Source organism: Clostridium sp. TW13, from assembly GCF_024345225.1.
In the GTDB taxonomy this organism is placed as follows: domain Bacteria; phylum Bacillota; class Clostridia; order Clostridiales; family Clostridiaceae; genus Inconstantimicrobium; species Inconstantimicrobium mannanitabidum.
This window is the reverse complement of record NZ_BROD01000001.1, coordinates 3,335,694-3,350,504: the sequence shown is the minus strand read 5'-3', so window position 1 is coordinate 3,350,504 and position 14,811 is coordinate 3,335,694. Positions and strand designations below refer to the sequence as shown.

Here is a 14,811-nt window from a genome sequence, read left to right as displayed (position 1 = left end):
TATGTGACTATGTATCTATGAGAATCCCTATAGAACTATTCCATAATAATGTTGTTGGACAAGTTACAAAAATTCGACAAAATTTTCACCAACATTTAAGTGGAATAGTTCTATACACGATTTAGAATATACCTAAAAGCACCTATACCTAAAAGTACTATGTTAATTTCTTATGTATAAAAAAATAACTGCATATAAAAATTATGATTTTATACGCAGTCTTTAAATTTTTGTAATAGTTAATTATAGAATGTTAAGGTACATAATGTTAGATACTTTAACATTTAATTTCACTCAATATTTAACTTGCAAAATGGTATTCCTTTATAGATTACTAAGGCTCTACACCATACACTAAAGTATCATTATAGTATACTGGGCATTTAGTAAAGTCAACAAAACTTGATGAGGAATTGAAGGAGTAATCATTGGTCTGATTGTAGCTGCTCCAATTATTTTTAGCCAGCATTGTTTGGATATCAATGCTACTTCCAGCTTTAAGCATACCAGCTGAGTTTGAAAAAGTGATTTCTAAATATGAATCTGAATTAGTTTTTGTTGTAGATAATTTATTGAATGTACCAATGACGTTGGTACTTCCAATACTTGACCAATTACACCAGAATGTTTGGTTAACATCAGAATCTACAGTGTAATAATATCTTATTTTGACTTTAGATAAATCTAGATCACTTGTTGATGTATTAGTTAATCTAAACATTGGGTCTAACTTGGTACTTGATGCTGTAGTAGTACCGTTAAATGTTTGTAATTTTAAAGTACTGCTTTGCACTGGCGTAGGATCTGGTGTAACGTCTGAATTCTTAATAGTAACTGCTAATGTACAATTATTGCCTGCACTAAATTTGAAAATTAAGTTTAATGATCCTACTGATTGCTTTGCTAAATAACTTTTTGATATAGTAACTGTACTATTAGAAACAGTATAATCAGTGCCTTGAATCAAAACTGTTGATTCACTTGATATTGAAGATAATGTGTTACCATTTAACGTAGTTGATATTTGAATATCAGTTTGCTTATCTTTAGATAAATCAAAAGATGCTGTTGTTGGAGAAATTGTTGAGTCATTAATAGTTGGTTGCGTAGGTTGGGTTGGTTCAGATGAATTTACAGGGTCTCCATAAACTATACCTCTACCATTAGTTCCAACATATACACGGCCAAATATTCTTGGATCTCCAGTAATTGTAGCATTTGTACATCCATATTGGTGGGCATCATCATTAATTCTTATCCAGTTTGCACCATAATCATCTGATCTGAATATTCCACGTACTCCTCCGATTTGAGCACTTGTATATAATGCAACATTTGTTTTATTAGGGGCTGCTTTACCAAAACCAATAACATCTGCTTTATCAACATTAGTTAGTTTGGTAAATGTTGCACCTGAATCAGTTGAATGCCATAAGCCATAAACGCCTTCTTTATCGCTTCCACCAGTTAACCATATATCACCCTCAACTCCTGGTACTGCTTTGAAATCTCCAGTACCTGTTGTAGGTAATCCTGTGGCAGAAGTTTTAGAGAAGGTTGTGCCACCGTCGGTACTAATATAAAATACTCCATTTAAGAAACCATAAAATTTCTTTGAATTTACACGATCGGAGTAAACCCTTGCATGAGCAGGTATACCAATGCAGCTGGTCCATGAGTTACCGTTAGTTTTAGAGTAGCCTACAGTAGCTTTTTCACCAGTAGGGCTCCATACAACTGTATTTCCATCTGCGGAAACAGCAACAGAACCGCCACCTTCACTACCTGAAATATCTGAGTTCCCAGGGTTCCAATTGCTTCCTCCATCATTTGAAGAAGCAAAGCATTGAACTTTCTTATCAGTAACACCTACACGTACAACATAGTTTGGATTTGATTCAGCATAATCAATGCAAGAAGTAGTTGAGAATGTAGGGTTTGAAAACATTTTACTTGGAACCTTTGTTAAGTCATTGTCATACTTGAATCCAGATACATCACCTAAACCACTTAATAAGTGTGCTCCGGAAGGTAAACTAACTAATGAGTTTACAGCAGTTTCTTCAATACCGTCAGCTTTAACTGAAATAGTTATTTTATCACCTTTATCTAAGTTAGTAAGGTTATCTGAACCATATAATGTTGCACCAGTTCCATATAACATCTCATCAGAATTAAATGGGTTTATCTCTATGTCACCTATCATCCAACCTATTTTTGGATTCATTTCAGGGAAAGCAGGAGTTGTTCCCCAATTTAACCATGGTGAAACAGAGATATCTTGAGTGTAGCGCATAGTTCTTGTTGGATAACCATTCCATGACCATAAAGAAGTCCAAGTAGCACCTCCATCAGTACTACGATAAATGTTGGCATCAGGCCACCAAGAATTTAATGTAGTTACTACTAGGGTATTGGGATTTTGAGCATCTACTGCTAATCCTCCATATCCATAATAGTCATCTTCACTAGTTGAAGCTACAGGACTAATTTTTGTCCAATCACCAGTTTTTGTATTACACTTCCAGACATCACCCTTACTCCCATCATAAGGGCCACAGGTATTGCTATATGTTACGTATAGCATACCATTGGATGCTAAAACTCCATGATGAGGAAAGTAACCAGCTTTAGGTTGGCCTTCTACAGGTGCCCAGGTAGAGCCACCATCAGTACTCTTATATATAGTGTTATTTGTATCAGCCACGCCAACATAAATTGTTTGAGAACCAGAAGTTCCTTTTGCTGAAGTTGGATCAAAAACAACCCACGCAACTCCGATTTGATCTTTAAAATAATCGTCTGCATAATTACCTACAGCACTAAAACTTGTTACCTTAGACCAAGTTACACCTGCATCTGTGCTTTTCCATAGGCCATTACCACTTCTAGTACCAAGGTATAAGATATTGTTATTGTTTGGATCTATGACTAATCTCTCTCCCATAGATCTACCGGGCATATTTCCACCAAGTTTTATTGGTAGGGTTGTAGATTGCCAGGTTTTACCCCTATCACTGGACCTTAAAATCTTTCCATTTTGAGTAGTCCAATCATTAGTGTAGGTTCCAGCAGCAATGTATACACGATCAGGATTTACAGGGTCTGTTGCAAGGCTTTCACAACCTAAAGAATTCCAATCATCAAATCCTACCCAGTCTGTTAATGGAATCCATTTATTATTAATTTTATCCCATCTATAGGCTCCACCCATATCTGTACGGATGTATTTTAAATCTTTTTCTTTAGCATTATAAATGATTCCTGGTATAAATCCACCACCAACAATTTTTGCGTTATTCCAGTTGTAAGCAGTAGTAGCTACAGTTTGGTTTGATGCTACATTTGAATTTGTAGCAGCTTTAGCAGTCTTAACGTAAGAAGTTGTTAAGTTTAATGCAAATGAAGAACTAAAAAGAACAGCAGTAAATAAACTAAGAACTTTTTTATTCATACAATCATCTCCATAATAAATTTAACGATAATACTAAATTCTGAAATTCATTTATAATATGGTGTTTACGATTAATGATATTAATAATTCTGTTTGAAATGGTAATAGAAAATTGTTAATAAAATTATTTAGAAATAGGATTAGATTTGTTTAAATTAATTAATAATGGAGTGAGCTAAAACAAGAAAATTCCCCCTCTATATTTTATTCCAAACACTCAAATCAATATATTTCAATTGCTTGAAATATACACTAATTATACAATTGTAGAAAAGGTTTACAAATGTAAAAATTAGACATGATTTACATGCAAAATTATACTGAACAGTTTAGAAAATTGGATATATAACTATAGAAGTCGCAGAATAATGATGTGAAATACTAAATAATTTATCAAATGTTACAAATGGAAAATGTAATCCACAGTTAAGTAAAAACTTATGAGTGTCCTATATATTTATAAAGTTATATATAGAAGTATTATATTTAAATCTTGGTAATAAGTGTTGAATTATTGCAACTTGAACAGGGCATTATTATTGAGGAGTTTTGTATAGATAACATATACATTATGTATTAGAGTGCAGAAATTTTGTCATAACTTATACATCATTAGTATCAATAGAAATGAGAAAATAGGCTTATAGCAATGGTATAGCTTTAAGCCTATTTTCAATTAAATTCAAAGATGGTTTTATTGAAAGTGTAATGATAGATTTTTAATATATATGTTCAAATAAATAAATTGCATATTAAGTTTATTTTACTGATTATTAATGTAGAACATTACTTAGAACGTATATATTACAAGGTTGTTAAGTATTTATAATTAATGTAGTGGACAAAATATTATTAATTAATAGTCCGATAATTTGTAAGGTAAACGAACTGTATTAATTAGTAGTTTTTCAGGTATAAAATTATTAAATCTAACCATTAGGTTGACACTTTCTTTATAAAAATTTGCAGGTAATATTCTAGAATATTTATGTGGTATCTATGTTATTTGAGCAGCTATGAATATAATCCTTAAATCATTTTTAAGTAGTGTATAAAAAATGTTATCAAGCTGCTTAAAATCGTAGCATTTTATTTAGTTGTATAAGTAAAAACTAAATACTTGTAAAGTTACAAAATTTATATTTTAAAGTATACATGGATCATCTATAGTGTGCACCTATAATACTAATTACAGTATTAAGTTTACTATAGATTTTTTTTATTAAATACTATATAAATTTTATAAATTTTACTCGCTAAATTAGTTATAAAAATTTTTAAAATATTAAAAATGCAAATATAATAATAAACTAATTAAGCTGAGTTAAATATTTAACTGAAAATATAATTATGTTTTTGATACTGTAATGTATGTGATTAAATGAGAGAGAATGAGAGAAATTCAGTATACGATTACAATAAAATGTGGTATATTTATATAAAGGATATATTAAGGAATGAGTAGAAAAAATGAAAAAAACAAAATATTTGTCGACCGCTGTAAAAAATATGAAAATAAGAAATAAGTTGATATTTATATATCTCATAGTTGTTTTTATTCCAGTGTTAATTGTTGGTGTGTATTTAACTAAAAGTATGACTAACATAGTAATAAATAATACGATTCATGAAGCAAGTTACAATACGGATATAGTTAAGTATAGGTTTGAAGAGATTATAAGAATAGCAGCTGATGTTTCAGATAGAATCTACGTTAATCAAAGTATCGCAAACCTAATTAATCACAAATACACTAGTTACAATGAAATAATAGAGGCATATGGTAATAACACTACTTTAGACGAATACCTTAGATCTTATAGTGAGATTAAGAGTATAAGACTTTATACAGATAATTCAACTATGTTGGATAATTCTCAGTTTATTTATGCAAGCAATGATATAAAAGCGAAGCAATGGTATAAGAATGCTCTTGAAAATAACGGAAAGATAAATTGGATTTATAAAAATGATGAAATTACAGGCACTAATGGACTAAGTTTAGTGCGTTGTATAAAGGATTATAGCGGAAATAAAATAGCTGTATTGGTAATTAACGTAAATAATAGTAACTTAAAATCCATAATACAAGGAGAACCTTATGAAACTGTAATATCACTGGATAACAATTCAATATTCAGCTCAACATTAGGTGTAACAGATAAAACATATGATATAAAAGATTATAACGTACCAGTAAGAGATGAAAATTATAAAATTAAAGGTAACTTTAATGATAAACCTAGTTACGTAGTGGTAAATTCATTTTTTTCTGAAAAAGCTTTAGTAAATAAGTTCGAAATTTTAATGGCTGTTCCTATTGAATCAGTTACAAAGCAGACTATGCCAGTTGCTATTAAAGGAATAGTTTTAATCATTGTTAATATATTAATATCTCTGATATTAATTTTAATTTTCTCTAAAAACTTATCGGATAGAATATTTATTTTAAAACGTGAGATGCATAAAGTTGCCTCAGGTGATTTTAATATAGAAAAAACTATTGAAGGTAAGGATGAGATTGGAGAATTATATAATGATTTAAATATTATGATGGAAAGCTTGAAGCAGTTAATAAATGAGGTATATGTGGAAAGGATACATACAGAAGAATTAAGAACAAGACAAAAGGAAGTACAATTTAAAATGTTGGCAAGCCAGATTAATCCACACTTTTTATATAATACTCTAGAAACAATTAGAATGAAGGCATTTTGTAATGATCAAATTGAAATTGCCAATATTGTTAAGATGTTAGGAAAGATAATGAGGAGAAATCTAGAGGTCACAGATAAGATTGTTTCTTTAAAATCAGAAGTTGAGTTACTACAGAATTATTTAAGTATACAAAAAATTAGATTTGAAGACAAAATAGAATATGAATGTAATGTGTATTTAGACGCTGATAAGTGTGAAATACTACCTTTGCTTATACAGCCAATTGTTGAAAATGCTTTTGTACATGGCTTAGAAAATAAGAAGGAGAAAGGCAAGATAGTTATAAATATATATAATAATAACAACAACTCAATAATTGTAGTTACTGATAATGGATTTGGTATACCTCCTGATAAGTTAGCACAAATAAACAATGATTTTGCTAGTGATGATAATAAAACTAGAAGAAGCATTGGGATAAACAATGTAAACCAAAGAATAAAACTTTTTTATGGTAAGGAATATGGTTTAAATGTAGACAGTGAAGTAGATAAGGGAACTAAAGTTACAATTCTACTACCTATGTTAGGAAGAGGGGAATAGTATGTTAAATGTATTAATAATTGATGATGAGCCAAGTGTTAGAGCAGGGTTGAAAAAAATAATTAAATGGGAGCAGCATGGATTTTCTGTATGTGGAGAAGGTATAGATGGTGATGATGGCTACAACAAAATAATGAAATTGAAACCTGATCTAGTATTAATGGATATTAATATGCCAGGAATGTTTGGAATTGATGTTATTAAAAAATCTCAAGAAAATGGATTTAACGGCAAGTTTATAATAATTACAGGATATTCAGATTTTCAATATGCTAAGAGTGCAATAACTTATGGAGTAAAAGCATATATCTTAAAGCCAATAGATGAAGATGAGCTGACTGAATTGATTGTAAGTTTAGGCGAGGAAATAAATAGAGAAAAAGATAGTGAAAAGAATGTAGCAGTTAGTAAAAAGTATTTAAGAGAGTTAACATTTAAGCAATTAATTTTAGGGGAAAGTAAAGAAAAAATAGATTTAGGAAACTTAGAATTTGATACAGATAATTTAAAAGTAGAAGTCGCTCTTGTATCTAATTCAAAATATAATAACAATGCAGAGATGTACAAGCTAGAAAAGATGGTATCAGAGCAAGTTGGAATGATAGAAAATCTTCATATTTTGATATTGGAAAACTTTATTGCTTTAGTTTTTATAAATTTTAGTATGAGTCATATAATGAAAACTTTGAACAAACTTGAAGAAAAGTTAGATAAAAAAACATTCATTACTTTAGGCAAAGAAGAAATGTCATTAGAAAAAGTTCAATATTCATATTTAGATGCTAAAGAGTTAATGAAAAAGAAATTCTTATTTTTTGAATATAGAATAATATCAAAAGAGATTATAGAAAAAATCATGAAGGAATCATTAAAAGAATATGAGGATATTGAATTAAATAATTTATATAGCTATGTTGAAATTAATGATATTGAGAAGTTGGTCAAATGTTTCTTGAAATTTGCTAATAACTTGAGAAGAGAAGGGTACTCAGAGGAAAAAGTTAAGATAGTAGCAATAAATAAAGCTTTAGAGTTAAGAGAAAAAATAATTAATGATTATAACATTAAGAAAGAAGAAATTACTGACAGTAATGAAGTAATGGAGGAATTTTATACAAAAACAAGTCTTAATGAAACAATTGATTATTTAGCAGAACAATTTATAAACTTATCTGAAAAAGTAAGCAACATCTCTACAGATAGTACTATGAAAAGAATTATTAATTATATAAATAAGAATTATTATAATGATTTAAAACTGGAGCTATTAGCACAAATATTTAATTATAATAGTGCTTATCTGGGCAAAGCCTTTAAGAATTATGTAGGCGAAAATTTTAATACTTATTTAGATAAGGTGAGAATTGAAAAAGCAAAAGTATTGTTGATGGAAGATAAACTTAAAGTATATCAAGTATCTGAAAAAGTAGGGTATAAAAACATTGATTATTTTCATGGAAAGTTTAAAAAGTATGTGGGAACTAGCCCACTTAACTATAAAAAGCAACTTGAAAACAAGTAAGATTAATTAATGGTATACAGGGGTGAAGAATTATGAAAGGGAAAAGAGGCAAAATACAACAAAGAGAAATTACAGATGATAAGAGTGATGATTTAATTAAAAATGTAGATGGGAGAAAGAAGAAAAAAAGAAGATTGAGAAATGAAAATAATAATTTTGCTAAAGGAATTATGAGAAAATTAGTTAATAAAACAGTAGGGAAAGAAAGTAGATTATTAAAAAAATTATTGTTGACTATTAATTCAATTGTAATAATATCATTAATAGGAACTGGAGTAATTACTTTTACTGTAACAAAAAGTAATTTTAAAAAGCAGTTTAAAAATTCATCTATGGAACTACTAGAGAAAAATACAAGTTCTATGGACTTAATTAATAATATAATAAATAGTGCATCTATTGAAATACTTGCAAACGATAACTTATCTAAGTTCTTAACTGACCCTGCTGTAAGTAAGGATTTTGCTACAAGACAATCAACAGAAAAGTATTTAGGCACAACAGCAAATAGTTCTGTGTCAAAATTAATAAAAAGTATATATGTTTATAATGACAACGGATTGTCTATATCCTCAGATGGTACAACAATAACTGATGAAGAAATAGCTAAAGTGAAAGAAACAGAATGGTATAAGAAAGCTACAAAGCAAGTAAGTGGGAGTATTTGGACAACTCCTATGTTAGAAAAAGAATCAGACACAACTAGCAACAAAAAGGTCATTAGTAATGTAAGAATATTAAAAGATGTAAATACGTGGCAAGTAATGGGAGTACTAAGAATCAATATAGATGTAGAAAAGCTGCAATCTATTTTTAATGGAAACAATGGCGGAAGTAATGGATATGAATTTATAGTAGATAATAATGGCACAGTTATATCACATAGTGATGATAAATTGATAGGTACGAAGATAACTTCAACATATATGCAAGAAGCCCTAAAGAAGAATTCAGGGGATTTCACATTTAAGGATAAAGGTACAAGTTATTATGGTGTGTATACAAAATCTAATCTAACAGGTTGGAAATATTTTTCTATAATACCTGAGAAAAATTTAACTTCATCAGCTAATATTATAGGTATTGTTATTATATTAATAGGAATATTGGTTGTAGGAATTGCATTTGTAATATCACTTTTGATTAGTAGGCAGATTAGTAATCCAATTAATGACATTATAAGTATAACCAAGGATGTTTCAGAAGGAAACTTTAAGGTTGAAAATGTTAGTAAATATAAAATTACAGAATTAAATCAGTTAAATCATAATTTTAATAGTATGATAAAAGATTTAAGCGATTTATTGGGAACTACAGCTTCTTTAGCCGTAGAAACTAATAATTCAGCAACAAAGATGGTTTCACTATCAGAAGAAATATATTCATCTTCTAAGCAAATTGGAGAAGCTGCTGAAGAGATAGCTACAGGGTCTTTGAAGCAAACTGAAGAAACTCAAAATTGTGTGAAGATATCAGATGATTTTAATACTATTGTTAATAGCACAGATGAATATATTAATGATTCGAATTCAGCAGCAGAAAATTCAATGATAAAAATTCAAGAAGGTTTTGTAAGTATAGATTCATTGAAAGTATCATCAGCAAAAAATTCAAAGGCAATGGAAGATCTGGGAGGCAGCATTGACACTTTACACACATATACTAAGGATATTGTAAAGATATTAGGAAATATAAATGGAATAGCATCTCAGACTAATTTATTAGCATTAAACGCATCTATTGAAGCAGCTAGAGCTGGGGAAGTTGGTAAAGGGTTTAATGTGGTAGCACAAGAGATAAGAAAACTATCAGAAGAGTCAAATCAAGCATCAAAAGAAATAAAGGCAATAATTGATAATGTTAATAATACAATTGAATTATTATTAGGATTATCCAATGAAGCGAAAGAAACAATTAGAGATGAAAATGAGAAAGTTAATAGTACAATAGGGTCATTTGAGGAAATCAAGGCTTCTATAGATAAGACTAAAATTGCTATGCAAAAAACATTACAATCTATGAATGATATAAATAGTGAGAGAGAAATATTGAAAAGTTCAATAAACAATATTGAGATTATTTCAGAAAATCATACAGCTTCTACAGAAGAAGTGATTGCAACAATACAAGGACAGGTAGAGGCTAATGAAACATTAACTGAAATTTCCGCTGAATTAAAAGAAAAATCTGAAAAACTAAATAAGTTAATAAATAAATTTCAATTTTAATTTTAGATTAAAGATGGACTGCAGTTGGTTTTACAAACAAATTGCAGCCTTTATTTTATATATTATACTAGTTATAAAGTGTAAAAAGTTTTATATTTCACTGATAAAGTAAAATTTGTTTTATTGATTATATAGATACGAGGGTATATGGTTATAATAATATATTTATCACAATATATTTTATATTAATCGTGTTTGCAGTATAATATAAGAATATATTGAAATGAATGGAGGATTTTTGAAATGAAGTGTTATATATATTTATCATCAACATCATATAATGCAGAGGAACCTGATATAGAAATTGATGCTTATGATGTAAGAAGAGATGGAGACTATTTAATGTTAAGAGATTCAAATGGATATTCTCATATAATAAACTTAATAGAAGTTTTTTCAGTTACATATAAGTAATTGAAGTAGTAAAGGTAATTATACAATGGAAAATAAACAATATAAACCTAACATGTATGAGGTATACAATAATTTTAGAAGAGGATTAAATAAGTTTAAGTGGCAGTTGATTTCTACGCCTTTTGCTTCATCTATGACTTTAATAGATAGGATTCCGTTTAGTGATAAAAAGTTGGAGTTTAAATCTATTGACATAAGTAATTTTTTTGATGAAAAAGTTGTTGATTTACTTAAATCACAGCTTGAAAGTGAGTTATTAATTTTAGATTTAAATGAGAGTATTGGAATTGATTTAGCTGTATATTTAAATTTAAACTATAAGATTAAGATAATTCCTGTGTTTGCGCATATATTCCATGAAAATGCCAGAGTTGGAACTATTGAATTGCTACAGAAACTCATAGAAACTTCTAAAATAATTGATAATGATTTGAATATAGAGAAGTATTGTCTTTTATTAGATTATGATAGATATAGTGATGAAGAATATGATAGAAAAAAATATTTTAATAATCAATACAGGCTCACAGAGGAAGAGTTGCCATCTTGTGAAGAGCTTAATGCTTATGGTGTGGACAAGGTTAGCATAATATCTAAAAGTTCATTAAAAGAGGATATAAAAGAATATATAGCTTATATTTCTGATAATGGAGTGCAGGTAAAAAGTATTGAGATTTAATTACTATTTATCGATAAGGGTAGAAAGATAAAGGTAAACAGAAAAATAAATTAATGTGATTAATTGCTTTGTGTAAAAAGTATCACTGCTTAGAGAAATATTCAAATATTTTAAAAGATTTGAATTAAGAAAAGATATATATTTTATAATGTGAATAAGGCATCTGAAAATAAATAACAAGTTCAAATATGTGATGGATATTTTTAGTTAGACAAGGAAACAAGTTTCCCAGATAGCAGCGCTATCTAAGGGTTATGTTGACGCAGTATAAGGTAAAATAGACCAGTATATAAACCTATGTGCTTTCAGATGCTTAAGGTTTGAGGTGTAATGTATGGATAAAAAGTGGAAGAAGAAAGCAATTTCTTTATCTCTAGCAACCACAATGACCATAGGCGCACCTATGGTTTTCTTAGGTTGTGATGATGTAGTTGTAGATAAGGTTGGAACAGAGAGTCCTAAGGATGATGCATATCATGGAACTGGGGCTACACCATTTGTATTTCCTGAAGAGGAAAGTGATTCAAAAGTTGGGGTTCAAAATGGTGGAGGATATAGTGTGTTTATGTATAGAACAAGCAGTTGGAGAGTATGGCAAGATGCACAAAATGATAATAACTCATCATATAGTTCTTCTGGAGGCGGAGGAGGACATTCGGGTGGATATTCATCATACATTAGAGCAAGTTCATCTTCTTAATTAATAGGAGAATGGAATGATGAGATATGAAAGTTATTGGGACAAGTTATTGTTTGATTATAAGCTTATTCATTCAAAGAGTGTGAAAGAAATATATTCTGATATACCCTACTTTATGAATAAGAATGTATATAAACAATTTAAATATACTGCCGGGATAATAAATAATGTAGCACTAAAGATTAAACAAGGAATAAGTCTTGAGTATAAAGACTATAGAGAATACTTAGGGAATTTTCAATATTTAGATGATATTCTATTACTTAAAAGAGAAAATATCCCTGTATTTTGGGCAAGATATGATGGATTCATTGGACAGGATAGTGTGTTTTATGCAGAATTAAATTATGATAAACCATGTGCTCAGAGGGAGTGCATGGTGGCAGAAGAAATGCTACAAGGATATAAAAATATAAATGAAGATTTTACATTAAAATTCAAACAAGGATTTTATGGGATAAAGGAAAAGTATTATGCTGATAAGCCAGTAAATATTGCAATTTTAGTAGATCCAGCACATTATGAGGAAGCACATTTAGCTTTATTATTTCAAGAAAAACTAAAAAGGCAGGACCTTAATTTTATTTTAGCAGGTGCTGATAATTTTATAGTTGAAAAAGATGAAGTAAGAGTATTTGAGAAAAAGATAGATATAATTTTAAGATTATTTCCTACAGAATTTTTATATGAAATATCAGATTTTAAGGAAATATTAAGACTTTTTGATGAGGAAAAATTGCTTATACTAAACGATCCTCGAGATATTATTATGCAATGTAAAAATTTATATTCATATTTATGGAAGCTTATAAAAAATGATGATACTAGACTTTCAACATTGGAGAAGGAGATAATATCAAAAGTGCTTCCTTACACAGAGCCATTAACAGATGAAAATATAAACTTTGCCATGTTGGACAAAGATAGGTATGTTATTAAGCCTGTATATGGTAGATATAGTGAAGATGTATTTATTGGAGTTATGCATACAGAAGATGAGTGGATTCAAAGTTTAGAGTATATAAAATCTAAGATGCAAGAAAAGAATTTTTTGTTGCAACATTTTAAAGAGCAAGAAGAAGATATAAGTTATTATTATAATGGGAGTTATAGAATTCCTGCAAAATGTTTTGGCAACTTCGGCATATACCTATGTAACAATGAAGTTATTGGAGCATGCGTAAGATGGAATTCGACGTATCTAACAAGTGAAGGTGAAACCTGGTTTACTCCAATTGGTATAGAAGATGATAGTGTTGAATGCATTAAAACTGGCTTAGAGTTACAGTCATTTCTTGATAAATTAGTTTTCGAAGCACAATTTACTGGTTTTAATATTGATGAGAAGGAGTATTTGAGCTTAGATATTGGTACAATTAGTGAACAAGCTTTTAGTGAATTAAAACAGGCTACAGTAGCACTTAATAAGATTTTTATAAAGACAAGAGATTATGTCATAGAAAATCTAAACATTTTTAAAGAGATATTAAGTATTGAAGGCCTAGAAGACACTATAAAAAGAGAGAAAACAAAAGAATTTACGTTTATAGGCAGATTGGATTGGATTATGGATTCATATGGTAGATGGAAGCTACTAGAGATAAATTCTGAGACTCCAGCTGGAATTTGTGAAGCGACTTATGTGGAACAGATACTAGAAGAACAATATAAAGAAAAATTGTGTAATGAAGAATCTATAGGTAATATGTTTGATAAAGATTCAAATGTTAGCAATACAATAAATGTTGGAGAAGACAATATTAATTATCCAAAAGTAACCTTCAACAAAACTAGTAGAATTAATGATATGCTAGTAAAAAACATAGTTAAGCAAGGAAAAAAGATAATTAATGACTATAATATAAAAAATCCAATAATAGGGTTTGTATCTTTGACATATTATGAAGATTGGGTTACAACAAATGCAATTATGAGAATGTTCAAAGAAGATGATACTTGCAGAGATAATTCCTATATTTATGGAAATATTAATGATTTAGTTGTAGAGGATGATGGAGTATACCTTTATGGTACAAAGTTAGATTTTATTTTTAGGTATTATCCATTGGATTGGCTTCTTGATGAGGAAGATGAAAACCTAAAGAGATTGTTGAATGCAATAAATGACAAGGTAATAACTTTAAATCCAGCAAGTACAATAATTTCTCAATCGAAAGCTTTCTTTGTAATAATATATGAACTGATTAAACATGGTTTTTATTCAGAAGATGAAATGAAAAATATAGAAAGGTACATTCCATTTACTACCTTTGATTATGATGAGCTTAATACAAATGAGTTCGTTATTAAGCCATTACTAGGCAGGGAAGGGCAGGCTGTACAACCTAGTTATTTATTAAGAAGTATTCCAGATGAAGATATAATATTTCAAGAAAGAATATTTCAAAAGAACACTGGTAAAGAAGGTGGATTTATGGTATTTGGAGTATTTATAACTGGAGAAGAATTTTCAGGAATTTATACGAGAATTGGTGATGAGGTAACCACAAAATATTGTAAGTTTCAAGTCATGAGGTCTAGATTATAAGGGGT

At 29.0% G+C, this 14,811-nt stretch carries 8 protein-coding genes; 7 read left to right on the top strand and 1 reads right to left on the bottom strand.

Annotated elements, in window-relative coordinates; genetic code table 11:
- Positions 1–334 precede the first annotated feature (334 nt).
- Complete coding sequence (locus OCU47_RS15550) at positions 335–3,454, bottom strand: X2-like carbohydrate binding domain-containing protein (RefSeq protein ID WP_261829524.1); 3,120 nt, start codon at positions 3,452–3,454, stop codon at positions 335–337.
- A gap of 1,470 nt (positions 3,455–4,924) precedes the next feature.
- On the opposite strand from OCU47_RS15550, the gene OCU47_RS15545 reads away from it, so the two are divergent.
- The 7 genes from OCU47_RS15545 (at position 4,925) to OCU47_RS15515 (ending at position 14,806) form a co-directional block, all read left to right on the top strand.
- Positions 4,925–6,715, top strand: a complete 1,791-nt coding sequence (locus OCU47_RS15545; RefSeq protein ID WP_261829523.1) for a cache domain-containing sensor histidine kinase — start codon at positions 4,925–4,927, stop codon at positions 6,713–6,715.
- 1 nt (position 6,716) lies between these two features.
- Positions 6,717–8,237 (top strand): response regulator transcription factor, encoded by a 1,521-nt coding sequence (locus OCU47_RS15540; protein ID WP_261829522.1) that lies wholly within the window; start codon positions 6,717–6,719, stop codon positions 8,235–8,237.
- 32 nt (positions 8,238–8,269) lie between these two features.
- Entirely contained in the window at positions 8,270–10,465 is a 2,196-nt protein-coding gene (locus OCU47_RS15535; RefSeq protein WP_261829521.1) for a methyl-accepting chemotaxis protein, read from the top strand.
- Between the two features lie 243 nt (positions 10,466–10,708).
- Positions 10,709–10,879 carry a hypothetical protein gene (locus OCU47_RS15530; RefSeq protein WP_261829520.1) on the top strand — a complete coding sequence of 57 codons (171 nt, stop codon included), beginning with the start codon at positions 10,709–10,711 and terminating at the stop codon, positions 10,877–10,879.
- A 25-nt stretch (positions 10,880–10,904) separates the two neighbouring features.
- Complete coding sequence (locus OCU47_RS15525) at positions 10,905–11,558, top strand: hypothetical protein (protein ID WP_261829519.1); 654 nt, start codon at positions 10,905–10,907, stop codon at positions 11,556–11,558.
- 334 nt (positions 11,559–11,892) lie between these two features.
- Complete coding sequence (locus OCU47_RS15520) at positions 11,893–12,258, top strand: hypothetical protein (RefSeq protein WP_261829518.1); 366 nt, start codon at positions 11,893–11,895, stop codon at positions 12,256–12,258.
- Positions 12,259–12,274: 16 nt separating this feature from the next.
- Positions 12,275–14,806 (top strand): glutathionylspermidine synthase family protein, encoded by a 2,532-nt coding sequence (locus OCU47_RS15515; protein WP_261829517.1) that lies wholly within the window; start codon positions 12,275–12,277, stop codon positions 14,804–14,806.
- The last annotated feature ends 5 nt before the right edge of the window (positions 14,807–14,811 follow it).